The organism is Enterovirga sp. CN4-39 (assembly GCF_049446235.1).
In the GTDB taxonomy this organism is placed as follows: domain Bacteria; phylum Pseudomonadota; class Alphaproteobacteria; order Rhizobiales; family Beijerinckiaceae; genus Enterovirga.
In genome coordinates this window covers 18,459-41,004 of sequence record NZ_JBMSEF010000017.1, presented here as the reverse complement: position 1 = coordinate 41,004, position 22,546 = coordinate 18,459, and the positions used below count along the sequence as shown (strand labels likewise).

The following is a 22,546-nucleotide window of genomic DNA, read 5'->3' as shown; positions in this document are numbered from 1 at the left end:
GCGCCTCGGGCCAAATCACCAGGGACTACCGGAGTTCGATCCGGGACGACGGACCGCGGAGCGGGGAACGGGACGGCGCGAGGCAGGCGGCGTCCCATGCTGGGCTAACGCCGCTTGCTCGGGCTGCTGCCGGCGCTCGGTATCGCGCCGCCGGCAGCCCCTCCCGAAGCCTGCCCGGCCGGCGGTGACACGGATGCACCCGGGGCGTCCGGCGGCTTGCCGCCTCCCTCGCCGCCCGTCATTCCCGGACCTGCCTGCCCTGCGCTGCCGCTTCTCCGCGCCGCGCCCCCTCCAGAAGCTTGTCCGCCCTGGAAGTCGGCCGGCATCATCCCGGTTCGAGCCGAGTCCCGCATCATCCTCTGAAGGGCCGCGTCAGCGGGACCAGGCATGACCGTCTCGCCCGCCCGGACGCGTTGAAGTCCTTCCGTGATCACCTGCTCGCCGGCCCGCAGCCCGCTCGTCACTGCCGCGACCGTCGTGGTCGACTGGCCAAGCTGGATTCGGCGCTCCTCGGCCCTGTTCCCCGGCCCGAGCACGTAGACGTAGCTGCCCTGCTGGTCGGCAAGCACTGCTGCTCGGGGGATCGCGACCACTTCGACCGGCTCGACCCCTTCGAGGAGAACGGTCACGAATTCGCCATCGGTCAGCTCGCGGACGGTGACGGGTGTCCGGGCCGGATTGAAGATCGGGGGATTCGGCAGCACGCCGCGAAGCAGGATCGTGTCGGTGTTCGTGGCAATCGTGTTGTTGACGAAATCGAGCTTCCCGGCGTGGTCGTAAAGGCGCCCATCCGGGAGCCTCGCCCTGATCAATACCGCGTCGAACCCGCCGGCCGGCGCATATCGCGCCCGCAGATCGATCGCCTCCCGGACGGGAACCGGGAAGGTCACGTACATCGGGTCCTGGCTGATGATCGTGGCCAGCACGCCGGAGCTCGGCCCCACCACATTGCCTATCGTGAGGGCGGTACGTCCGATCTGGCCGTTGATCGGTGCGCGGATTTCCGTGTAGCCGAGATTGATCTCCGCTACCTTGAGCTGAGCCTGGCCCGCCTCGACTTGGGCCTCCAAGGCGCGCTGGTTGGCGAGCGCCGCATCATAGGTGGATTGCTGCCCGGCCGGCCCGCCGAGAAGGGTCTTGGCTCGCTGCGTGGTGAGGCGCGCGTTCTCCAGTTGCGCTTCGACCTGCGCGATCTGCGCCTGCTGCGCGGCGACCGCCGCCTGGAACGGGCCCTGCTCAAGAAGATAGAGCAGATCGCCTTCCTTCACGTCCGCGCCTTCGACGAAGAATCGCTTGTCCAGGAATGCCGTCACGCGGGCCACGACGTCGACGCGCTGCACCGCTTCGATCCGGCCGATGAACTGCTCTGTCTGGGTAATCGGCTCCGTTTGAGCCGCAATGACGCCCACTGCAGGCGGGCCGGCCGGCCCGGCCTGCCCGAACGCGGTCGAGACCGCGGGAAAACACAATGCGCATAGTGCTGCGAGCACTACACGCATGCGGATCTCGAACCTGCCGGACATCGCGCCGCTTGTCTGAACCAGCCCAGGAGAAACAGCAGGATCGACTAGCGTTCCGGCAGGACGAGTTCAGTCCAGGACCGAACGCACTTTCGTTGCCGGTTAGGCCTAAGCCGCACTCGGGATCTTCGCCGGCAAGAGCGGCAGCGCGGTACCTGATGCGCGGCGAAGTGCTAGAATTCGCCGGTGCCGTCGCGAACGCAACTCCCGCGTCAGAATGGCGCCACCCGGGGCTGTCGCCGGCTGAATTCGAGGGCCGTAAGCTCACCGGACGGCCCAGATGCCGGACTGGGGGCCGCGCCACCACAGCGCTGCGCGGGTCGATCTGCGGCGCTGCTCTATAGCCAGCAAAGATCTGATCTTGCCCTCCGTAGTTCCGATCGTTGTGTATGTTTTGGAACAGTAAACGGGGCTAGACTTCCGAGATACGATGGGTTCTAGACTAGATCAATAATTTCCCGCCCCTCCCTAAGGAGGCGCAGATGGCGGAGAAGCTGTTTGTCGACTTCAATCGCTCGTCCCTTTGAAGTCGCTGAGGGTGCTGATCGCGTCCTGTGGACGAGCACTTTTGCCTTCACGGCTTCTTTCGCGGTCTGGACGATCTTCGCCATTATCGGTCTCGGGATTAAGTCCGAGCTCGGCCTCTCCGAGACGCAGTTCGGCCTCCTCGCAGGCATCCCGATCCTCTCCGGCTCCGTGTCGCGGATCGTGCTGGGAGTGTGGACCGACAAGTACGGCGGCCGGAAGATCTTCGCGGCCCTGATGTTCATATCCGCGGCCGCGACCTACGCGCTGAACTGGGCCGACACCTACCCGAAGATGCTGCTGGCCGGGCTACTGGTCGGGCTCTCGGGTGGTACGTTCTCCGTCGGCGTCCCCTATGTGTCCCGCTTCTTTCCGCGGGAGCAGCAGGGCCTGGCGCTCGGCATCTTCGGGGCCGGGAACATCGGCGCGGCCGTCACCAAGTTCCTGGCGCCCATGGTCATGGTCGCGATGGGCTGGCGCGGCGTCGCCGACGTCTGGGCGGCCGGGCTCGCGATCTCCGCCGTCATCTTTCTCCTGCTGACCAAGGACGAGCCGCGCGACGAGGCCCGTGCCCAGATCGCACGCGAGCCGTTCCTGTCGCAGTTCAGGGTCCTGGCGCACGCGCAGGTGTGGCGCTTCTCGCTGTACTACTTCTTTGTCTTCGGCGGGTTCGTTGCGATTTCGCTCTGGCTCCCGCATTACCTGATCGAAGTCTACGGTCTTTCGATCAAGACCGCCGGCATGCTGGCCGCCTTCTACTCGGTCCCGGCGAGCATCTTTCGCATCTATGGCGGATCGCTTTCCGACCGCTACGGCGCACGCGCGGTGCTCTACTGGACATTCGGTGTCGGCGTCGTCTGCACCTTCATGCTGTCCTACCCACCGACAACCTACATCATCCAGGGCATCAACGGGCCGATCACCTTCTCGACGAGCATGGATCTCGTGCCGTTCCTGGTGATCATGTTCGTGCTGGGCTTCTTCATGAGCCTGGGAAAGGCCGCCGTCTTCAAGCACGTGCCGGTCTACTATCCGGAACAGGTCGGCGCGGTCAGCGGCCTCGTGGGGATGATTGGCGGCCTGGGTGGCTTCCTGCTGCCGCTGGCCTTCGGGGTGCTCGAGGACCTGATCGGCATCCGTACGGCCTGTTTCGCCCTCCTGTTCCTGGTCGTGACCGCGTCCCTCATCTGGATGCATGTCGCCATTCAGGGCCTGGAGCGGAGTGCGGCCACCGGCGCGGCGACCTTCGCACCGAGCGGTCTCGCGGCGGCGCAGCGTGGAGCCGGAGCGATACCCGCCGCGGCACCGGCGCGGGTGGCCGGCGAACTCCAGGCGCCGGAACGCCAGGCGAAGGAAGACTACCTTCTCACCGACTGGCGGCCGGAGGATCCCGTCTTCTGGGAGCAGACCGGGCGACGCATCGCGCGGCGCAATCTCTGGATCTCGACCTATTGCCTCGCGCTGGCCTTCGCGGTCTGGCAGGTCTGGAGCATCGTCGTGGCGCGCCTGCCTGCGGTCGGCTTCGACTTCACGCCGAACCAGCTCTTCTGGCTTGCCGCCATCCCAGGCATCTCGGGTGCGACGCTCCGCATCTTCTATTCCTTCCTCGTGCCGATCTTCGGCGGGCGATTGTGGACCGCGGTATCGACGGCCTCGCTGCTGATCCCGGCCTTCGGCATCGGCTACGCGGTGCAGAATCCCCAAACCCCCTATCTCGTCTTTCTGGCGCTTGCGCTCCTGTGCGGATTCGGCGGCGGCAACTTCGCCTCGTCTGTCGCCAACATCTCGTTCTTCTTCCCCAAGAAGGAGAAGGGGCGCGCGCTCGCCATCAATTCCGGCATCGGGAACCTCGGCGTCAGCTTCATGCAGCTCGTGGTGCCGATCGTCGTCTCGATGAGCCTGTTCGGCTATCTCGCGGGCGGCCCGCAGACCACCGCGCAGGGCACGCCGATATGGCTGCAGAATGCCGGCTTCTTCTGGGTGCCGCTGGTCAGCGTCGGCGTGATCCTCGCCTGGTTCGGCATGAACGATATCGGCTCGGCCAAGGCGTCCTTCACCGAGCAGGCGGTGATCTTCCGGCGCCTGCACACCTGGGTGATGTGCTGGCTCTACACGGGCACATTCGGCACCTTCATCGGGGTCTCGGCCGCCTTTCCGCTGCTCACGCGTCTGGTCTTTCCGGACATCGACGTCCTGCGCTTCGCCTTCATCGGGCCGCTCGTCGGCGCGCTGTCGCGCGCATTCTCGGGCGGGCTGTCCGACCGGCTAGGCGGCGAGCGCGTCAGCTTCTGGGTCTTCATCGTGATGACGATCGCGACAATCCTCATGATCGTGGCGCTCGGGATGCAGAGCTTCCCCTTCTTCTTCGCCATGACGCTCCTGCTCTTCCTTGCGAGCGGGATCGGCAATGCCTCCACGTTCCAGATGGTGCCGGGGATCATGGCGCGCGTCGTGGACGCGGAACCCGGGATGAGCGCGGAGGAGCGGCGCCACGAGGCTGAGCGCGAGAGCGCGGCGATCACCGGCTTCATCTCCGCGATCGCGGCCTACGGCGCCTTCTACATCCCGAAGACGCTCGGCACCTCGATCGAGGCGTCGGGCACGGCGGATGCTGCGCTCTATGGCTTCGCCCTCTTCTTCATCACCTGCGCTTTCGCCACCTGGTATTTCTATACCGGGCCGCGCGGGCTCTTCAGGACGACGGAGCAACGCGCATGAGCCACTTTCTGGACCGGCTGACGTTCTTCCGCCAGCGACGCGACAAATTCTCCGAAGGCTGGGGCATCACGACAGACGAGCCTCGCGCCTGGGAGGACGCCTATCGGAAGCGCTGGGCGTCGGACAAGATCGTGCGCTCCACCCACGGCGTGAACTGCACCGGGTCCTGCTCCTGGAAGATCTACGTCAAGGGCGGCATCGTCACCTGGGAGACGCAGCAGACCGACTACCCCCGTACGCGGCCGGACCTGCCGAACCACGAGCCGCGCGGCTGTCCCCGGGGCGCGAGCTACAGCTGGTACCTGTATTCCGGCACGCGCGTGAAATACCCGCTCGTCCGCGGACGGCTGCTGAAGGCCTGGCGCGAGGCGCGCCGGTCGCTCGAGCCGGTCGATGCCTGGCGCAAGATCGTTGCGGACCCGGAGGCCCGATCGAGCTGGGTGACGCGCCGCGGGCGCGGCGGCTTCGTGCGCGCCGCCTGGGACGAGGTCTCCGAGATCATCGCGGCGGCCAACATCCACACCATCAAGGAATACGGGCCGGACCGCATCGTCGGCTTCTCGCCGATTCCCGCGATGTCCATGATCTCCTACGCGGCGGGGTCGCGCTACCTGTCCCTCCTCGGCGCCACGAGCCTGAGCTTCTACGACTGGTACTGCGACCTGCCCCCGTCCTCGCCGCAGACCTGGGGGGAACAGACGGACGTTCCCGAAAGCGCCGACTGGTACAATGCGGGATTCCTGCTCGTCTGGGGATCCAACATCCCGCAGACCCGCTCGCCCGACGCCCACTTCTACACGGAGTCCCGCTACAGGGGCACCAAGAGCGTCGTGGTCTCGCCGGATTACAGCGAGGCCTGCAAGTTCGCCGACATGTGGCTTCACCCCAAGCAGGGCACGGACACGGCGCTCGCGCTCGCGCTCGGACATGTCGTGCTGAAGGAGTTCTACCTCGACCGGCAGGTGCCGTACTTCCAAGACTACGCGCGCCGCTACAGCGACATGCCGTTCCTCGTGAAAATCGTCGAGCAGGATGGCCGGCTCGTCCCTGAGCGCTTCCTGCGCGCGGCGGATTTCGCCGACGCCCTGGGCGAGGCGAAGAACCCGGACTGGAAGACCGTCGCCATGAGCGAGGAGGGCGACATCGTCTGCCCCCACGGCTCGGCGGGTTTCCGCTGGGGCGACCCCGGGAAGTGGAACCTCGAGGAGAAGGAGGGGCGTGGCGCGGAGGCGAGGCTCCGCCTCTCGCTGGCAGGAATCGAGGACGACCGCGTCCCGATCTCCTTCCCCTATTTCGGCGGCAATGCGCCCGGGAGCTTCGTGTCCACGAGCCACCCGGAGGTGCTGACCCGCCATGTGCCCGTCCTCCGCGTTCCCCTGAAGGAGGGCGAGGCCCGCGTCGCTTCGGTCTTCGATCTGATGTGCGCCAATTACGGCCTCGACCGGGGCTTCGGCGGCGGCGACGTGGCTAAAAGCTACGACGACGATGTGCCCTTCACGCCTGCCTGGGCCGAGCACATCTGCGGCGTACCGCGCCAGGCCATCTTGCAGACGGCCCGCGAGTTCGCAGAGACCGCCGAGAAGACGAACGGCCGCGCCATGGCCATCGTCGGGGCCGGCATCAACCACTGGTACCACATGGACATGACGTATCGCGGCATCATCGCGCTGCTCGTCATGTGCGGGACCGTCGGCAAGTCGGGCGGGGGATGGGCTCACTACGTCGGCCAGGAGAAGCTTCGCCCGCAAGCCGGATGGCTGCCGCTGGCCTTCGCGACGGACTGGACCCGCCCGCCAAGGCAGATGAACGGGACGTCCTTCTTCTACGCTCACTCCGACCAGTGGCGCTACGAGACGCTCGACGTCTCGGACATCCTCTCGCCGACAGCACCCGCCGGGGACTGGTCCGGCTCGATGCTCGACTACAACCTGCGCGCGGTGCGGATGGGGTGGCTGCCCGGGGCGCCCCAGCTCGGCACCAACCCGCTGAAGCTGGCGCGGGACATCGAGACGCGCGGCGGAGACCCCGTCGCGGTCCTGCCCGGAATGCTCAAGTCGGGCGAGGTGAAGCTCGCAATGGCGGACCCGGACGCGCCGCAGAACTGGCCGCGGAACATGTTCTTCTGGCGCTCGAACGTGCTCGGGGCCAGCGGCAAGGGGCACGAATACTTCCTCAAACACCTCATCGGCTCGCAGCACGGCGTGGTCGGAAACGAGGACGGGATCCGCCCGAAGGAAGTGACGTGGCGCGAGGAGGCTCCGAAGGGAAAGCTCGACCTCATGGTGAACATCGACTTCCGGATGTCCACGACGAGCCTCTACTCGGACATCGTGCTGCCGACCGCGACCTGGTACGAGAAGCACGACCTCAACACCTCCGACATGCATCCCTTCATCCACCCGCTCACGGCCGCGGTGGATCCGCTGTGGGAGGCGCGGAGCGACTGGGACATCTTCCGGACCATTGCGCAGACCTTCTCACGGCTCGCCGAAGGCGAACTGGGCGTAGAGAAGGACATCGTGCTCACGCCCATCCAGCATGACACGGCCACCGAGCTTGCCCAGCCCTATGCTGCGCTCGACTGGGGGCGAGGAGAGACGGAACCCGTACCGGGCCTGACCATGGCAAGCATCGCCGCGGTCGAGCGCGATTATCCGGCCACCTATGCACGGTTCACGTCCGTTGGGCCGGTCCTCGACGAACACGGAAACGGCACCAAGGGGCTGAACTGGGACACTAGGCACGAGATCGCACTCCTCGGGAAGCTCAATGGTCGCGTCGAGGAGGGGCCGACCTCGGGGAGGCCGAAGGTCGTGACCGAGATCGACGCCTGCGAGACAGTCCTGATGCTGGCGCCCGAGACGAACGGCGAAGTCGCCGTGAAGGCCTGGGAGGCTCTGAGCAAGGCCACGGGCCGCAGCCACAGGCATCTCGCCCTTGGGAAAGAAGAGGAGAAGATCCGCTTCCGTGATGTCGTCGCACAGCCGCGCAAGATCATCTCGTCACCGGTTTGGTCGGGGCTGGAAAGCGAGCACGTCTGCTACAATTCAGGCTACACCAACGTCCACGAACTCATACCCTGGCGCACGCTGACCGGACGGCAGCAGCTGTTCCTCGACCACCAGTGGATGCTTGCCTTCGGCGAAGGTTTCGTCACGTGGCGTCCGCCCATAGACACCAGGACGGTGGCACAGGTCGCCGGCAAGCTGCCGAACGGCAATCCGGAGATTCAGCTCAATATCCTGACGCCGCACCAGAAGTGGGGCATCCACTCCAGCTACACCGAAAACCTCCTGATGCTCAGCCTCAATCGCGGAGGTCCGACGATCTGGATCAGCGAGGTGGACGCCGCGAAAGCCGGCATCGAGGACAACGACTGGATCGAAGCGTTCAACGTGAACGGGGCGGTGACCGCCCGAGCGATCGTGTCCCAGCGCGTCATGCAGGGCTCCGCCATCATGTACCACGCTCAGGAAAAGATCGTGAACACGGTCGGCTCCGAAATCACGAACCAGCGCGGCGGGGTGCACAACTCGATCACGCGCATCAACATGAAGCCGACCCACATGATCGGCGGCTATGTCCAGTTTGCCTACGGCTTCAACTACTACGGGACAGTCGGCGCGAACCGCGACGAGTTCGTGGTCATCCGCAAGATGAACGAGGTGAACTGGTTCGACAAAGTTGTCGAAGACGGCGATGACAACCGGTTCGCTGCCGATTGGGGCAAGAAGAACCAGTCCTTGGAGGCCGTCAAATGAAAGTGCGCGCGCAGATTGGGATGGTTCTCAATCTAGACAAGTGTATCGGCTGCCATACCTGCTCGATAACTTGCAAAAATGTCTGGACCAATCGGGAGGGTGTCGAATACGCATGGTTCAACAACGTCGAATCCAAGCCTGGAATTGGCTACCCGAAGGATTGGGAAAACCAGCAGCGCTGGAAAGGCGGCTGGGTGCGCAAGGCCAATGGCCGCATCGAGCCGAAGATCGGCGCGAAGTGGCGGGTCCTGTCGAAGATCTTCGCAAATCCGGACCTGCCGGAGATCGATGATTTCTACGAGCCTTACACGTTCGAATACGGATGGTTGCAGCACTCGCCGGAACTGCAGGCGCAACCATCGGCCAAGCCCCGCTCGTTGATCACCGGCGAGGCTCTCAGCAAGATCGAGTGGTCGGGCAACTGGGAGGACGATCTCGGCGGCGAGTTTTCCCGCCGATCGCAGGATTACAACTTCGCGGGCGTGGAAAAGGAGGTCTACGGTCAGTTCGAGAAGACCTTCCTGATGTATCTGCCTCGCCTCTGCGAGCATTGCCTCAATCCGTCCTGCGTGGCCTCCTGTCCGTCCGGCGCGATCTACAAGCGCGAGGAAGACGGCATCGTTCTAATCGATCAGGAGAAGTGCCGCGGCTGGCGCATGTGCGTCTCCGGCTGCCCCTACAAGAAAATCTACTACAACTGGTCGTCGGGAAAATCGGAGAAATGCGTCTTCTGCTTTCCGCGCATCGAGGCTGGACAGCCGACAGTCTGCTCCGAGACCTGCGTGGGGCGGATCCGCTATCTCGGCGTCATGCTCTACGATGCGGACCGCATCGAGGAGGTCGCCTCCGCCGAGGACACCGCCGACCTCTACAAAGCGCAGCTTTCGATCTTTCTCGATCCCAACGACGCCGCCGTGCGCGAGCAGGCGCTTCTCGACGGCATTTCGGAGGAATGGCTGGATGCCGCTACCCTGTCGCCGGTCTACAAGATGGCGATGGACTGGCGGGTCGCGTTCCCGCTTCATCCTGAATACCGCACGCTTCCGATGGTCTGGTATGTCCCGCCGCTGTCGCCGATCCAATCGGCCGCCGAGGCGGGCAAGATCTCGGCGAAGAACGGGATGCCCGACGTCGAGAGTCTGCGCATTCCCATGCGGTATCTCGCCAACATGCTGACGGCGGGCCAGGAGGACCCCATCGTCATGGCGCTGAAGCGCATGCTCGCCATGCGGGCCTTCATGCGGGCGAAGACGGTCGACGGGCGCATCGACGAGGCGATCCCCGGCGAGGTCGGTCTCTCGGTTCCCCAGGTCGAGGAGATGTACCGCTACATGGCGCTGGCGGCCTACGAGGACCGCTACGTCATCCCGACGACGCACCGCGAGGTGGACGAGAACGCCTATCACCTGCGCGGCTCGACCGGCTTCTCCTTCGACGAACCGACCAACGGCGCGACCCGGACGAACCTGTTCGGGGGCGCCAAGGCGACGCCGCGGAAGCCCTACATGGATGTTCCGCTATGAGGTACACGCTGCGCGCTCTCTCGGCGCTCACCGCCTACCCGAGCGAGGATATCCAGGCGAACATCGGCGTCATCCGGTCTGCCCTGCACGAGGATGCGCTGCTTCCGGAAGATCTCCTGGATCAGCTCGAGCCCCTCTTTCGCGCCTTCGAGACAGACAGCATCTACGATCTTCAGTCGGATTATTGCGATCTCTTCGACGGTTCCCGCTCGCTGTCGCTTCATCTCTTCGAACACGTCCACGGCGACAGTCGCGAGCGCGGTCAGGCGATGATCGATCTGGGGCAGTCCTATCTCGCGCAAGGCTTCATGATGGAACGGGCCGAGTTGCCCGACTACCTGCCGATGTTCCTGGAGTTTCTCTCCATCCTGCCGGAGGAAGAGGCGCGAACCTGGCTGTCCCAACCGGCTCATGTGCTGGCCGCTCTAGCCGAGCGCCTCGGCAACCGGGAAAGCCGCTATGCCGGCGTGTTTGAGTGCCTCCTGGTCCTGTCGCGGAGAGCGCCCACTGCCGAGGACATTCGGGGCCTCAGCGACCACCAGGACCCGGTCACTCCGGAGGAGATCGACCAGGCGTGGGAAGATGCTCCGGTCAATTTCAATGCGCCCCTCGGGGAAGCGACGCAGCCGTCCAGGCTGATGACGCGCCTGCGCGCCGTCCAGCGCGACGCGGTGGCGCAAGCGAAGGGAGGCGGGCATGCGTGAGGTCGTAAACTATCTCCTGTTCGGCTGGTACCCGTACCTCGCCGTGACGGTCATGTTCTTCGGCAGCATTCTGCGGTTCGACAGGGGGCAGTATTCCTGGCGATCGGAATCCTCGCAGTTCCTGCGTCGCAAGCAGATGCTGATCGGCTCGAACCTTTTTCACCTGGGCATCCTGGTCATCCTCGTGGGCCATTTCGTGGGTCTTCTCACGCCCATCACCATTTTCGAGACCTTCGGCATCACGCACACGGCCAAGCAACTCATGGCCGTCACGATCGGGGGAATCGCCGGGATCGCGGCCTTGGTCGGGAGTTCCCTCCTTCTGCATCGCCGGCTCTTCGACGCTAGGATCCGGCGCAGTTCCTCGATCGGCGACATTCTCGTCCTGTCGCTGATCTGGCTGCAACTGGTCGTCGGTATCGCGTCGTTCTACTGGACCCTGCAGGGGCTCGACGGCCACGAGATGGTGCGCTTCATGGGGTGGGCCCAGGGCCTGATCACCTTCCAGCCGGGCGCGTCGGAGCTCCTGCTGGATACGGGCTTCATCTATCGGCTGCACATCGTGATCGGGCTCACAATCTTCCTCATCACGCCGTTCACGCGGCTCGTCCACGCCTTCAGCGCACCGGTCTGGTACCTGTTCCGGCCGGGCTATCAGGTTGTGCGGATGCGGCGGAGCGTGCCGGTGGGAGCCCGCAACACGCTCCTCGGGGCGACGAGCGGCTCCGCCTCGATGAGCCGGGCGCACGCGGAGAGCGCGCAATGAGCACGACCCTGAACATTGACCATCGCGCTGATACGCAGATCCCGAGCAGCTGCGGCAGCGGCTGCGGTTGCGCCTCCGCGGCAAAGCCGCAAGCTCCGATCCCGCCTCATGGCCGGGTTTCCGTCAACGGCGTGGAGATCGAGGCGGGAGCGATCGCACGCGAGATCCAGCATCACGCCGCGCCCGACGGAGATACGGCCTGGAAGGCCGCAGCCCAGGCGCTCGTGGTGCGCGAGCTGATGCTCCAGGCGGCCCACTCCGCGGGGCTGTCGGTGCATCCCGAGCGCGACGAAGCGGGACGTGCGGAAACCGCGGAGGAGGCCATGATCCGGACACTCCTCGACCAGGCGCTCGCCCCGCCCAAAGCGGGCGAGCCGGAATGCCGGAGATATTACGACGCGAACCTCCACCGCTTCCGCACAGCCGACCTTATCGAGGCATCACACATCCTGTTCGAACCGGCCTCGGACGATGCGGAGGGATGGCGCGAGGCGGAGGCGAAGGCCCGGGCGATCGCGGAGGAGATCGGGGACGATCCCACGGTTTTCGCAGCCGCCGCGCGGGAATTCTCCTCCTGTCCGACCGCGCAGCAGGACGGCTCCCTGGGCCAGGTGCGCCGTGGGGATCTCGTTGCCGAAATCCAGCGCGCGCTGGAGGCCCTGCCCGAGTCCACGACGTCACGCATTCCGATCCGCTCGCGCTTCGGCTGGCATGTGCTGCGGCACCAGCGGACCATCACGGGCAGGGTTCTTCCGTTCGAGATGGTGGCCGGGAAGATCGCGGACATGCTGGAGGCCCGCGCCTGGACCATGAACACCGCCGCCTACATCCTACGCCTCGCGGAAGGGGCGAAGATCGAGGGCGTGGCGCTCGAGGCACCGGGGGTCGAGTAGCTGGCATGCATCGGCCAGGCTCCGGACGGCCAGGCTCGGGCAGGCGGTCATGTGCCCGGAACCCACAGCTGGAGGGATGACGTCATGCCTGACCGACCGGCGAAAGATTCCCAGATCAACGCCGCGATGCGTTCGGAAATCGACCGCTCGACCGACACCAGTTCGACGCAGGCTCCCCTGGAAAGCATCTCCGTACGCAAGCCGAACAGCGCGTTCTGGGACTGGGTGTGGGCGATCGTGTTCCTTGTCTGTATCGCGGCATCCCTTGTCCTGGTGTTCGGGTAGCTGCACCAGGATGCGGTCGTCGGCGGTCTCCGCACCACGTTTTCCTCGGCGTGCAACCCTGCCCAATCAGCTTCGGAATCGGCCGTAGGCGAGCAGGGCGCAATAGACGAGGCCGGCAGCCAGGCTTGTGTGGCCGCTGAACATGACGAGGCCGAGCCCCCATCCGTGCCCGCCTGCAAGGACCGCCAGGGCCAGCGCCAGCGAGCACGCCGCCGCAACGCGGACCCCAAGTTTCGCCGCTGACGGCAGCGGCCTTTCGAGGACCATCTGCTGCTGCCGATCCGTCGCGAGCGCCAATCCGCCGAAGCCGGCGAGGCTCAGCAGGAGCGCCGTCAGATGGCTCATGCTGCCGTCCCGGCCAACGTGGCGTCAGCTTTCGGCACCCGGTTGGCATCTCGGCGGGGGCGAGCCTTCGGCCGGTGCCGCGCGGTGAGTATGGCGAGCATCGCGTGGAGCCCGGCCAGCGCCAAGCACAGGAGGTCCGTGCCGGCAAAGATCCAGTCCCCCTGCGCGATACTGTGCCAGAGCGGCCGGTCGGTCGTCACGGCGTTCAGGACGGGCACAAGCGCCAGCAAGGCGGTTGCCGTCCAGAGCTGCTCGAGCCAGGCCCGCTTCGGCGGGCGCAGGGCAGCATGCGCGAGTGCCGCGGCCCAGACCAGGAAGAAGACGTGGATCTCCCAGTCCGCGCGCCCCGTCAGATCCTTCGGGAGCAGGCGGTTGGCCCAGAGAAATCCGGCCATGGCGATCGACAGGCCGGCGATGCCGGCGATGTTCAGCCGCTCCACGAGGCGGAAGCCGAAATGCGGCCGATCCGGGTCGGGCAGCTTCTGCCGCCGCTTCACCGTCCACATCACGATTCCCGTTCCCACCATGGCGGTCCCGGCAAGGCTCACCAGGAAGTAGAGCCATCTCGTCACGGTGTCGCTGAAGCGGCCGAGATGGAGCCCGTACATCACGCCGCGTATCTCGGCGGCGGCCCCGACCGTGTCGCGGATCCCAAGCAGCTTCCCGGTGGCACCCTCGAATTCCATGTATTGCGGGCTCATAGAGACGCGGCCGGCCTCCCCGCGCGCCACCGCGACCCGGGAGGCCGCGTCCCCGGGATGCACGGCTGTCACGCGGCCGACATTGTCCCGGCCCCAGCGTTCCTGGGCCTGGCGGACCATGTCCTCGATCGAGGCGAGTGGCGCCGCCTGGCCGCTAGCCTTGCCGGGCTGGATGAAGACGCTGAGCTCGGCGGTGAGTTGCTGGCGCTCGGCGGGCGTCTTGATCGCTGCGCGCTCCCCCCAGGGAACGTACATGGCCATCAGCGTGACCAGCCCCGTATAGGTGATCATCAGGTGGAACGGCAGGCCGAACACCGAGAGCGCGTTATGCGCGTCGAGCCATGAGCGCTGCCCCTTGCCCCAGCGGAAGGTGAAGAAGTCGGTGAAGATCTTCTTGTGCGTGATCACGCCGCTGATGATCGCCACCAGCATGAACATCGCCGCGGCGCCCGCGATCCAACGCCCCCAGAGCGCCGACAGGTAGTGGAACTGGAAGTGGAAGCGGAGGAAGAAGTCCCCGCCCTGCGTCTCTCGGGAGCCCACCTTCTGGCCGGTGGCGGGATCGAAGTGCCCCTCCCCGAAGCCGCGCCCGCCGGCGGTGCGGGCGGGCGTCCGCCAGAACGCGTAGACGCTGTTGTTGCGCGCATCGGGGAGCTTCATGCTCCATTGGGAGCTGCCGGGCACGAGCCTGCCGAGTTCGTCGGCGACCCGCTGGGCCACTTCGGCCTGATCCGGAACCTGCGCCTGATAAGGCAGCTCCGGCCGCATCCACTGCGATAGCTCGTCCTTGAAATAGGCCACTGTCCCCGTGAGGAACATGGCGAAAAGGATCCAGCCGAACAGCAGACCCGCCCAGGTGTGCAGGTCCGACATGCTCTGCCGGATGCCGCGCCCGGAAAGGCGAGGTTCGTCCTCCATCGGCTCGCGGTTCATCGTCACCACACGGTCCATGCGGCCGCCAGGAGCGGCGCTGCCACTGCCGCGAGGCCGAGCCACGCGCGCAGGGCGCTGCGCACCGCGAAGACCCAGATCACGCCGCCGGCATAGATGGCGAAGCTCGCCAGCATCCCCGTGATCACGGCTTGCGGCTTGCTGATCGGCAAGGCCAGCACAGCGACGCTCGCGAGCGCGGCCAGCGCGTAGCCGCCGAACAGGGCGGCTACGATCCGCGACAGCAGCGGGCCGACGCGAGCGGCCCGGTGCGCGACGGAGCTCACTTGTTCGGCGTGGCCGCCGGGCCGGCCGGGACCGCGGGCAGGCCGTTCGGGCTGACATAGGTCAGCGTCGTGGCGTAGCTCGTCCCGTCGAACTTCTCGCTGCCCTGGGCGCCCGCGCGTTCGCCGGGCGTCCGGTCATCGACGCTGACCTCGGCCACGTATGTCCCCTGCCAGGGCAGGTCGAACGAGACGAGGCCCTGCTCGTCCGTCTGGGCCTCCTTGGCCCACCCGGACTGCGTGACCAGCGTGACCTTCGTCTTGGCGCGGGGCTGCCCCTTGAACAGGAGCTTGAACCGTCCCGGCTCCCCGGCCGGCACGAGGTCGAGCGTCAGCGCGGGCTGCTGCTCGGCGAAGCTCGTGATGAACCGGGCGGCCGGATAGTACCGGTTGGTCGTGTCCTTGCCCTCACGCTTCCAGGCATAGAGCGGGTAATCCGCCTCTTCCGCCACGATGCTGTCGCCCTGCCCGGCCTTGAAAGGCAGCATGAAGCCGTTTGACGTCTTGGCTGCGGGGGAGGATTGCTCGCCCTTGCCGCCGGAGATGAGTTTTCCCGTCGGCTTCACGAATTTGTCGAGAAGCCCGGGCGTCGTCTCGCGAAGGTTGTCGCCGAACTCGCCGAACCGGATCACGGCGTTCTGCCCTTCCGGCTGCTCGATCCAGATCTGGTGGGCCTGCGCCTGACCGGCGAGGCTCAGCAGCGCGGCAAGGGCGACGGATAGCTTGATCATGCGATGCTCTTGTCGAATTGCGGGTGGGGGTCAGAAATCCATCGCGGCTGACAGCACGAAGGTCCGGGGCGACGCGACGGTGACGAAGGTTCCGGTGGTCAGCCAGTAGCGGCTGTCGGCGACGTTCTCGACGTTGAACCGGATCGTGACTGGCCGATTGTCGACCGAAGTCGCGTAGCGAACGCCGAGATCGACGCGCGTCCAGTCGGGGAAGCGCAGCGTGTTGGCGGACGTGAGATAGGAGCCGGACGTGTAGATCACGCGGCCGTTGAAGGCGAGGCCGGGCACCCAGGGGGTGTCCCAGTCGAGGCCGGCAGAGACGGTCAGGTCCGGCACGCCGGCTGCATCGTTCCCGCGCTCGAGAGGATTGGTCGGCTTCGTCAGCTCAGGGTGCAGGAAGGTTACGCTGGTGAGGGCACGCAGGCCGGGAAGGACCTCGCCATAGGCCGAGAGCTCCAGGCCCCGGTTCCGCTGCTCGCCGTCATAGGCCAGGGCGTTGGTGGCCGTCCGAACCTGGTTGGGCCGGGAGATCTGGAAGAGCGCGGCCGTCGTGGTGATCGTTCCCCAATCGACCTTGATGCCGACTTCCTGCTGGTCCGACTTGTAGGGAGCCAGCACGGCGCCGACATTGCTGTAGCCGGGCCCCACGATGGTGCCGCGGGTAAGGCCCTCGGCGTAGTTCGCGTAGAGCGAGACATTCTCCCATGGCTTGATGACGATGCCGGCCAGAGGGGTCGTTGCTTCGGCGTTGTAGTTGCTCGTCCTCAGGCCCGTCGTCGTGCTGTATTGCTGCTGCCTCACCATCTGATGGCGAACGCCAGCAGTCAGCAGGACGGTGTCGTTGAAGAACGACATGGTGTCGGCGAGGGCAACGCTCGTGAGCGTCGTCTCCGAAGCACGTCGCGGATCGGTGCGCACCCCCGTGACGACCGGCAGGGGCGACGGATTGTAGATGTTCGACGCGACCGATTGCGCCGGCGTGTTCGCGACATAGGCGTTGCCGGCTTCCTCGTTGAAGCCCGTGAACACGACATTCAGGGAGTGATTGATGGGCCCTGTGTCGAAGCGCGCCCGCAGCCCGACATTCCCGCTGACCGTGCTGCTGTAGGAATCGTAGTAGGCGTTGATGAGCCGGAAATTGCCGAGCGCGTCCATGCCGCTGGAGTAGCCGGCGACGCGGGAATCGGGGAAGGTCTGCAGGTTCAGGCCGCTTCGGTAGCCAAGGCCCGCATAGGCGGTCAGCGACTCCGTCAGATCGTACTCGACGAAGGAGGCGATCGTGTTGTCCCGCTGCTTGAGCTGGGTGCCCGGGTACCAGTTGCCGCGCGGGTTCGGCACGCGCGGGATGAACGGCACCGTCGACTGGATCGTCATCTGCGGACGGAAGTTTTTGGTGTCGTCGTTCTGGGAGATGGCATCGAGCGCCCAGCGCAGCCGCTCGCCGCGATAATCGAGCGACAGGGCGCCGAGCCCAGTCTGCCAGTTTCCGTCCTTGATCGAGGCCTCCCCGTTGCGGCCGACGCCGTTGAACCGGATGCCCCATTCCTTGTTGTCGCCGGCCCGCATGCTGGCGTCGACATGGACGCCGTAGCTGCCGGCGCTGATGAAGAACGGCGTCACGCGCATGAGGGGAACGTCGAGCGCCCGCTTCGTGACGATGTTGATGCTGCCGCCGATGCTGCCGCCCGGAGGGATGCCGTTGATGAAGGCGGCTGGTCCCTTGAGGAGTTCGATCCGTTCGACATACGGCGTGGCCACGCGGTTCGACGAGATCAGCCCGTAGAGGCCGTTGAAGCCCACGTCACCGGAACCAACCTGGAAGCCGCGGATCTGGAACGTGTCGTCGAAGCCGTTGCTGCCCGTCGTCATGCGCACTGACGAATCGTTGATCAGCGTGTCGGCGGCGGTGCGCGCCTGCTGGTCCTCGATCAGCTTCTGCGTGAAGTTCACGGTGCTGAACGGCGTGTTGAGCGTGTTCTGCGTCCCGAGGATGCCCAGCGAGCCCCCGGTCGCCACCTGCCCGCCGGCATAGGGCGCGGGCAGGTCGCCGGGGCGACGCGCGCCCTCGCTCGAGACCTCGATGCTCGGAAGCGCCTGGGCATCCGACGCGACGCCCGTTGTCGCTCCTGCGGCCTGCGCGAATCGCAGCTTGCGGGCGCCTGCACGCTGCTGGAGGCGGAGTGCCTCGTCGCGCAGCGGAGCGGCACTTTCGGACTGGAGGGCACCCGGTCCCAGCAGCGCCGCCGCCGAAACGGCCGGACGATCCCCGATATGGGCAGCAGCCGGAGAAATCAGGAGAGCGCCCGCAAGGACGCTGCCGGTCGCAAAGCCGGCAGTTCCCAGGGCCTGCCCCAGACGGGAGATGCGGGCCTCGGGTTTCACCTTCGATCGGCCGGGTCCACAGCCCTCCAGATGCGGCCCTACCCTGCCGTGAACGCGGTGCATACCTCTGAATCCCTGGAACAGTCCGAGATGGCCAGGTGCGCCCGTCACGCAGAGAATTAGCGAACGGGCAGCAAGAAAGGCCGGGATTTGGGCTGTAGCAGAGGAAAGAGATTCTGCAAGCAATCAACGTGGATTTCTAGATACAACAGTTCCAAAGAAGGGACATTGAAGTTTGTATTCGTTCTAATTCAAGCCTGATTGGAATTTTTCCAATTCTTGTACTCTGGCTAGGGCACTTACTCTTGGTTGCCGGCGGGGCTCAATGCAACCGGCCGCCCCAACAGGCCGCTACGCCGGCGGAAAAAACCGCGATCGCTCGCAAAGTCTCAACACGGGCGAGAGACGTCCCGAGGGCAGCCTGCTCGCCGGGACAGTGCCGGGGATCGAGCCGCTACTCAGTTTGCGCGGTTTGAGACGGATGGAGCCCGTCCTAGAATGATGCCCTCACCTTCGCGAGGCCGGCCCATGGGCGACGTGAAGACCGCAGCAGAGCCGGAGATCATCCCCTGGCCCGACCGGATCCGTCGAGGCGGCGAGTTGAAGGTCTTTCCCGGCCCGGGTTTCGGCGGAAGCGTATGGGGTACGGACCTCGACCGGGCGATCGCAGCGATCAACCAGCTCCTGAAGGACAAGAGCGTGGCTCTCGTCTTCCGGAAATCCGATACCGAGGCGGGCAGCCAGATCACGGCCGAGACCATGACAGGGACCGGGCTGCACGGCAGCGCCGTGCTGTCACTGGTCGGCTCCGGTGATCGGGAACGCCTCGGTTCGCTGAAGCTGCGCGTACCGGCCACCCCTCAGATCAACGGAGTCGACGTCGGCGCCCCCGTGCGGCTCCACATCCTGGTGCATGAGTTGATCCATTGCATCGGCCTGACGAACTCCGCCCATAGCCAGGACGACGTGTTCATCGGAAAGCTCGTGATCGCTGTGGGTGGAACCGTGAACGGAAAAACCCTCCCGGCGGACGGCAGCGGCTCCGTCCCGCCCCTGAAGCTCGGCGCCAAGACGCTCACGAACATCAAGAGGGCCTGGGAACTCCCCGCCGCCGCGAAGCCCTGAGCAGAAGCTGTCCGCGCTCCCCGCCTCGGCTGCTCATCAGCAAGACCCGCCTGGGCAACGAACCCGCCGAGGCAACAGGCGTGCCTGCGTCATCCGGCGGGTCCCGCCCGGCTCCGCTCGGCCCGGGAGCCCTGGCCCGGCGAGCGCGGACTGGGTAAGCCAGCGGGCGAAGCCGCGGGCGGGGCGGGCGCGTAGGGACGCGTTGCGCAACCCGGCTCCGTGAAGGAAGAGATCGTGGGTCAACTCGGAACGCCGTCTTTCGGGCGCAGCAAGCTTTTCGCCATCCCGGAGGATGTCACCTACCTGAACAGCGCCGGCGTCTCGCCGATCCCGGTGCCGGTCTGGGCGGCCGGCGAAGCGGGCGTCGCCCGCAAGGTCGAGCCCTGGAAGCTGTCCCGCGCGAGCTTCTACGATATCGTCGAGGAGGCGCGCGCGGCTGCGGCGGGCCTGATCGGGGCGCAGCCGGGCGACATCGCGATCGTGGGATCGGCGAGCTACGGAATTGCCACCGCCTGCCGCAACCTGCCGCTTCCGGCCGGGACGGCCGTGGTCACGCTGGCGGAGGAACACCCCTCCCCCGTCTATGCCTGGCTGCGCGCAGCCGAGGAGAACGGCGCCGTCCATGACGAGCTGGCCCGCCCGGCCGACCACGACTGGACGGCCGCGATCCTGGAGCGCCTCGCCGACCAGAACCGGCCACGCGTATCCGTCCTCTCCCTCACGCCGCTCCACTGGAACGATGGCGGGCTCGTGGATCTCCCGGCGATCCGGAGGGCCGCCGACCGGGTGGGCGCCGCGCTCGTTGTCGACGGCACACAAGCCGTGGGAGCGCAGCCCTTCTCCGTCCACGAGGTCCGGCCGGATTTCCTGGTCTTCCCGACCTACAAGTGGCTGCTCGGCCCCTACGGCCTCGCCTTCCTGTACGCCGATCCCGAGCGCCAGGCGGGCATCCCGCTCGAGGAGCATACCTTCTCTCGGCTAGGCGCCGACCAGATCACCAACCATTACGCGCGCGAGCTGCGGTTCATGGAGGGGTCTCGTCGCTATGACATGGGGGAGCGGAGCAACTTCGTCACCCTGCCGATGGCGGTCGCCGGGATGCGGCTCATCGAGGCCTTCGGCCCGGCCAAGATCGAGGCGCATCTGCAGCCCCTCGCCGCCCGAATCGTCGAAGGCGCGGCCGACCTCGGCTTCACGGCGCCGCCGCCCGGCAGGCGTGCCGCCCACCTGATCGGCCTGCGGCGCGAGGGCATGGACGCTGCCGCCGTCGTCGGCGGTCTCGCCGAGCGGGGCATCCATGTCGCGGCCCGCAACGGCGCGATCCGCGTGTCGCCCCACCTCTACAACGATGCGGCCGACATCGAGCGCTTCCTCGGGGCGCTCGCCGAACTCGCCTGACGTTCCAGCCCGCGAGCGAAGCGCGCGATCGGAAAGCAGATCGAGAAGTAGGTCGCGGCAAGCAGGAGGTAGAGCTCCGGCGCGTAGCGCATCCAGCTCGGATCGGCCATCGCGGCCTTGGCGGCGCCCGTCACGTCGAAGATGCCGACGATGACCACGAGCGACGTGTCCTTGATGGCGCCGACATAGACGTTCACGGCCGCCGGCGTCGCGATGCGCAGCGCCTGCGGCAGCACGACGAGGAGGAAGGTTGCCTGCCGGGAGAGGCCGAGCGCCCTCGCACCTTCCCGCTGTCCGGGCGGAACGGATCGCAACGCCCCGCGCAGCACCTCGGCGAGGTTCACGGTCGCCAGCAGCGCGACAGCCGCGAAGGCGCGCAGCAGCTTCGGCACTTCGGTGCCCGCGGGGAGGAGCTGCGGCAGCAGAAGATCCGCCGCGAGCAGGAGCGCAACGAGCGGCACGCTGCGGAACAGCTCGATCGCGCCGCGCGCGGGCAGGGCAATCCAGGCGGAGCCGGACATGCGCGCCAGCGCCAGGGGGATCGCGGCGGCCGATGCCGCGACCACAACGGAGGCGGCGAGCGCGATCGTTAGCGAGAGACCGCCCCACTGGCTGCTCGGGATAGCCCGGAGCCCGGCGCCGCCTCCCAGCAGCCAGAGCGGAATCGCAACGCCCCCGACGACGAGAGCCACCACGCGGCGGAGCGGCCATTGTCCCCCAGACATCGCCGCGATCGCGGCCACGACCACGAGCGCGGCCGCGAGGGCCGCCCGCCAAGTCTCACCGGATGGATAGAGGCCGAAGAGCAGGAGCCGCGCCTTCTCGGGCACCACTGCCCAGCAGGCTCCTGCCGCGGCCCCACATGCGCTCGCCTGCCCCGTCCAGACGGCATCGAGCACGCCCCACCGGAGCGCGTTCCACAGCAGCGGGGCAGCGAGCGCGAGCAGCGCAAGCCCGAAGGCGATTTCCCCGACGGAGATGGCGCGGCGGCCGGAGGCACGGCCGGGCTCCACGGTCAGCGCGGCCCCGGGCCTGCGGGCGAGCCTGTCGATAACGGCCCCGAGGGCTGCGTTGATCGCCAGAAAGACGATCGCGGTCAGGACCAGCCCTTCGAGCGCGCGGCCGTTCCGGTTGACCACGGTCGCGAGCGTGCCGACAAAATCCGGGAAGCCGATGGCGACAGCGAGCGAGGTGTTCTTGAGGAGGGCGAGAACCTGGACCGCCACGGAGGGCAGCGCGAAGCCGAGCGCCTGCGGCAGCACGACCCTCCGGAAAGCCAGCACCCGCCCGAGCGACAGCGCGCGCGCCGCGTCGTGCTGGCCGGCCGGAACGGCCCTGATGCCCGCACGGAAGATCTCCGCCAGATAGCAGCCGTGGAACAGCGCCAGGCCGCCCGCCAGGACCGTCATTTCCGGGGAGAGCGCCAGCCCGCCCGAGATGTTGAATCCACCCAAGCGGGGCCAGTCGATCCCGCCCTCGGCGAACCAGGGAAGAAAGAGGCCGCGATTGCAAAGGAGAACGCCGGGCAGGATCTCCAGCGCTTCCCGGGGCCCCGGCAGCGCCTGGGTGACGATCGCGTACCAGAGAAAGAGCTGGAGGAGGACCGGCGTGTTCCGGATGGCCTCGACGACCCCCGTCGCGCACCAGGCGAGCGGCCGGGCGGGCGCCTCGCGCCCGAGCGCCAGCGCGATCCCGATCGGCAGGGCGAGGCTCACGGCGATCGACGCCGCGAGCAGCGTGTTCAGCACACCGGCGAGCAGGACCCGCCAGACCGGATCCGCGGGCCCGACCGGGACCAGGGATTCCGCGATCTGGAACCCGGCCTGCTGCCAGAGGAAGTCGAGCCGCAGGGCGGGAAGCGCAAGCTCGTGCCCGCCGGTCAGCACATAGGCGGTGGCGAGCGCCGCTCCCAGCGCCCCGAATGCGACCGCCAACCCACGCGGTCGCGCCGGGAC

At 66.7% G+C, this 22,546-nt stretch carries 16 protein-coding genes; 9 read left to right on the top strand and 7 right to left on the bottom strand.

Annotation, left to right across the window (positions count from 1 at the left end):
* Positions 1–104: 104 nt before the first annotated feature.
* Positions 105–1,499 carry an efflux RND transporter periplasmic adaptor subunit gene (locus ACO2SS_RS22415; protein WP_423280050.1) on the bottom strand — a complete coding sequence of 465 codons (1,395 nt, stop codon included), beginning with the start codon at positions 1,497–1,499 and terminating at the stop codon, positions 105–107.
* Positions 1,500–2,030: 531 nt separating this feature from the next.
* Between ACO2SS_RS22415 and ACO2SS_RS22410 the strand changes: the two genes are divergently transcribed.
* From ACO2SS_RS22410 to ACO2SS_RS22380, 7 genes are all read left to right on the top strand, one after another.
* Entirely contained in the window at positions 2,031–4,763 is a 2,733-nt protein-coding gene (locus ACO2SS_RS22410) for a nitrate/nitrite transporter (RefSeq protein WP_423280127.1), read from the top strand.
* A complete protein-coding gene (locus tag ACO2SS_RS22405) occupies positions 4,760–8,524 on the top strand; it encodes a nitrate reductase subunit alpha (protein WP_423280049.1) in 3,765 nt (1,254 codons plus the stop codon). Before ACO2SS_RS22410 ends, ACO2SS_RS22405 begins: the two co-directional genes overlap by 4 nt.
* Entirely contained in the window at positions 8,521–10,047 is a 1,527-nt protein-coding gene (narH, locus tag ACO2SS_RS22400) for a nitrate reductase subunit beta (RefSeq protein WP_423280048.1), read from the top strand. The genes ACO2SS_RS22405 and narH overlap by 4 nt, the downstream gene beginning before the upstream one ends.
* A complete protein-coding gene (gene narJ, locus ACO2SS_RS22395) occupies positions 10,044–10,751 on the top strand; it encodes a nitrate reductase molybdenum cofactor assembly chaperone (protein WP_423280047.1) in 708 nt (235 codons plus the stop codon). Before narH ends, narJ begins: the two co-directional genes overlap by 4 nt.
* The gene (gene narI, locus ACO2SS_RS22390; protein WP_423280046.1) at positions 10,744–11,517 is read left to right on the top strand and encodes a respiratory nitrate reductase subunit gamma; all 774 of its coding nucleotides are present in this window, start codon (positions 10,744–10,746) and stop codon (positions 11,515–11,517) included. The genes narJ and narI overlap by 8 nt, the downstream gene beginning before the upstream one ends.
* A complete protein-coding gene (locus tag ACO2SS_RS22385) occupies positions 11,514–12,410 on the top strand; it encodes a peptidylprolyl isomerase (RefSeq protein WP_423280045.1) in 897 nt (298 codons plus the stop codon). Before narI ends, ACO2SS_RS22385 begins: the two co-directional genes overlap by 4 nt.
* Before the next feature lie 84 nt (positions 12,411–12,494).
* Positions 12,495–12,695 carry a hypothetical protein gene (locus tag ACO2SS_RS22380; RefSeq protein ID WP_423280044.1) on the top strand — a complete coding sequence of 67 codons (201 nt, stop codon included), beginning with the start codon at positions 12,495–12,497 and terminating at the stop codon, positions 12,693–12,695.
* Between the two features lie 66 nt (positions 12,696–12,761).
* Here ACO2SS_RS22380 and ACO2SS_RS22375 read toward each other — a convergent pair whose 3' ends face one another.
* From ACO2SS_RS22375 to ACO2SS_RS22355, 5 genes are read right to left on the bottom strand one after another with little or no spacing between them, the layout of a single operon-like run.
* Positions 12,762–13,040 (bottom strand): DUF3325 family protein, encoded by a 279-nt coding sequence (locus ACO2SS_RS22375; protein ID WP_423280043.1) that lies wholly within the window; start codon positions 13,038–13,040, stop codon positions 12,762–12,764.
* Positions 13,037–14,692: a PepSY-associated TM helix domain-containing protein gene (locus tag ACO2SS_RS22370; RefSeq protein WP_423280042.1), complete on the bottom strand. Its 1,656-nt coding sequence runs from the start codon at positions 14,690–14,692 to the stop codon at positions 13,037–13,039. The genes ACO2SS_RS22375 and ACO2SS_RS22370 overlap by 4 nt, the downstream gene beginning before the upstream one ends.
* On the bottom strand, positions 14,677–14,958 hold the full coding sequence (locus ACO2SS_RS22365; RefSeq protein ID WP_423280041.1) for a DUF3649 domain-containing protein: 282 nt from the start codon (positions 14,956–14,958) through the stop codon (positions 14,677–14,679). Before ACO2SS_RS22365 ends, ACO2SS_RS22370 begins: the two co-directional genes overlap by 16 nt.
* Complete coding sequence (locus ACO2SS_RS22360; RefSeq protein ID WP_423280040.1) at positions 14,955–15,686, bottom strand: DUF4198 domain-containing protein; 732 nt, start codon at positions 15,684–15,686, stop codon at positions 14,955–14,957. Before ACO2SS_RS22360 ends, ACO2SS_RS22365 begins: the two co-directional genes overlap by 4 nt.
* A gap of 30 nt (positions 15,687–15,716) precedes the next feature.
* Entirely contained in the window at positions 15,717–18,068 is a 2,352-nt protein-coding gene (locus tag ACO2SS_RS22355; RefSeq protein ID WP_423280039.1) for a TonB-dependent receptor, read from the bottom strand.
* 528 nt (positions 18,069–18,596) lie between these two features.
* On the opposite strand from ACO2SS_RS22355, the gene ACO2SS_RS22350 reads away from it, so the two are divergent.
* A complete protein-coding gene (locus tag ACO2SS_RS22350; RefSeq protein ID WP_423280038.1) occupies positions 18,597–19,193 on the top strand; it encodes a hypothetical protein in 597 nt (198 codons plus the stop codon).
* A gap of 234 nt (positions 19,194–19,427) precedes the next feature.
* Positions 19,428–20,591, top strand: a complete 1,164-nt coding sequence (locus ACO2SS_RS22345) for an aminotransferase class V-fold PLP-dependent enzyme (RefSeq protein ID WP_423280037.1) — start codon at positions 19,428–19,430, stop codon at positions 20,589–20,591.
* Here ACO2SS_RS22345 and ACO2SS_RS22340 read toward each other — a convergent pair.
* A complete protein-coding gene (locus ACO2SS_RS22340) occupies positions 20,534–22,525 on the bottom strand; it encodes an ABC transporter permease subunit (RefSeq protein WP_423280036.1) in 1,992 nt (663 codons plus the stop codon). The two genes, ACO2SS_RS22345 and ACO2SS_RS22340, sit on opposite strands and share 58 nt — an antisense overlap.
* Between the last annotated feature and the right edge of the window lie 21 nt (positions 22,526–22,546).

Bases quoted from the DNA above. Each gene is read 5' to 3' on its own strand.
- ACO2SS_RS22415 (WP_423280050.1), bottom strand. From the start codon at position 1,499: ATGCGTGTAGTGCTCGCAGCACTATGCGCATTGTGTTTTCCCGCGGTC.
- ACO2SS_RS22405 (WP_423280049.1), top strand. From the start codon at position 4,760: ATGAGCCACTTTCTGGACCGGCTGACGTTCTTCCGCCAGCGACGCGAC.
- narH (WP_423280048.1), top strand. From the start codon at position 8,521: ATGAAAGTGCGCGCGCAGATTGGGATGGTTCTCAATCTAGACAAGTGT.
- narJ (WP_423280047.1), top strand. From the start codon at position 10,044: ATGAGGTACACGCTGCGCGCTCTCTCGGCGCTCACCGCCTACCCGAGC.
- narI (WP_423280046.1), top strand. From the start codon at position 10,744: ATGCGTGAGGTCGTAAACTATCTCCTGTTCGGCTGGTACCCGTACCTC.
- ACO2SS_RS22385 (WP_423280045.1), top strand. From the start codon at position 11,514: ATGAGCACGACCCTGAACATTGACCATCGCGCTGATACGCAGATCCCG.
- ACO2SS_RS22380 (WP_423280044.1), top strand. From the start codon at position 12,495: ATGCCTGACCGACCGGCGAAAGATTCCCAGATCAACGCCGCGATGCGT.
- ACO2SS_RS22375 (WP_423280043.1), bottom strand. From the start codon at position 13,040: ATGAGCCATCTGACGGCGCTCCTGCTGAGCCTCGCCGGCTTCGGCGGA.
- ACO2SS_RS22370 (WP_423280042.1), bottom strand. From the start codon at position 14,692: ATGGACCGTGTGGTGACGATGAACCGCGAGCCGATGGAGGACGAACCT.
- ACO2SS_RS22360 (WP_423280040.1), bottom strand. From the start codon at position 15,686: ATGATCAAGCTATCCGTCGCCCTTGCCGCGCTGCTGAGCCTCGCCGGT.
- ACO2SS_RS22350 (WP_423280038.1), top strand. From the start codon at position 18,597: ATGGGCGACGTGAAGACCGCAGCAGAGCCGGAGATCATCCCCTGGCCC.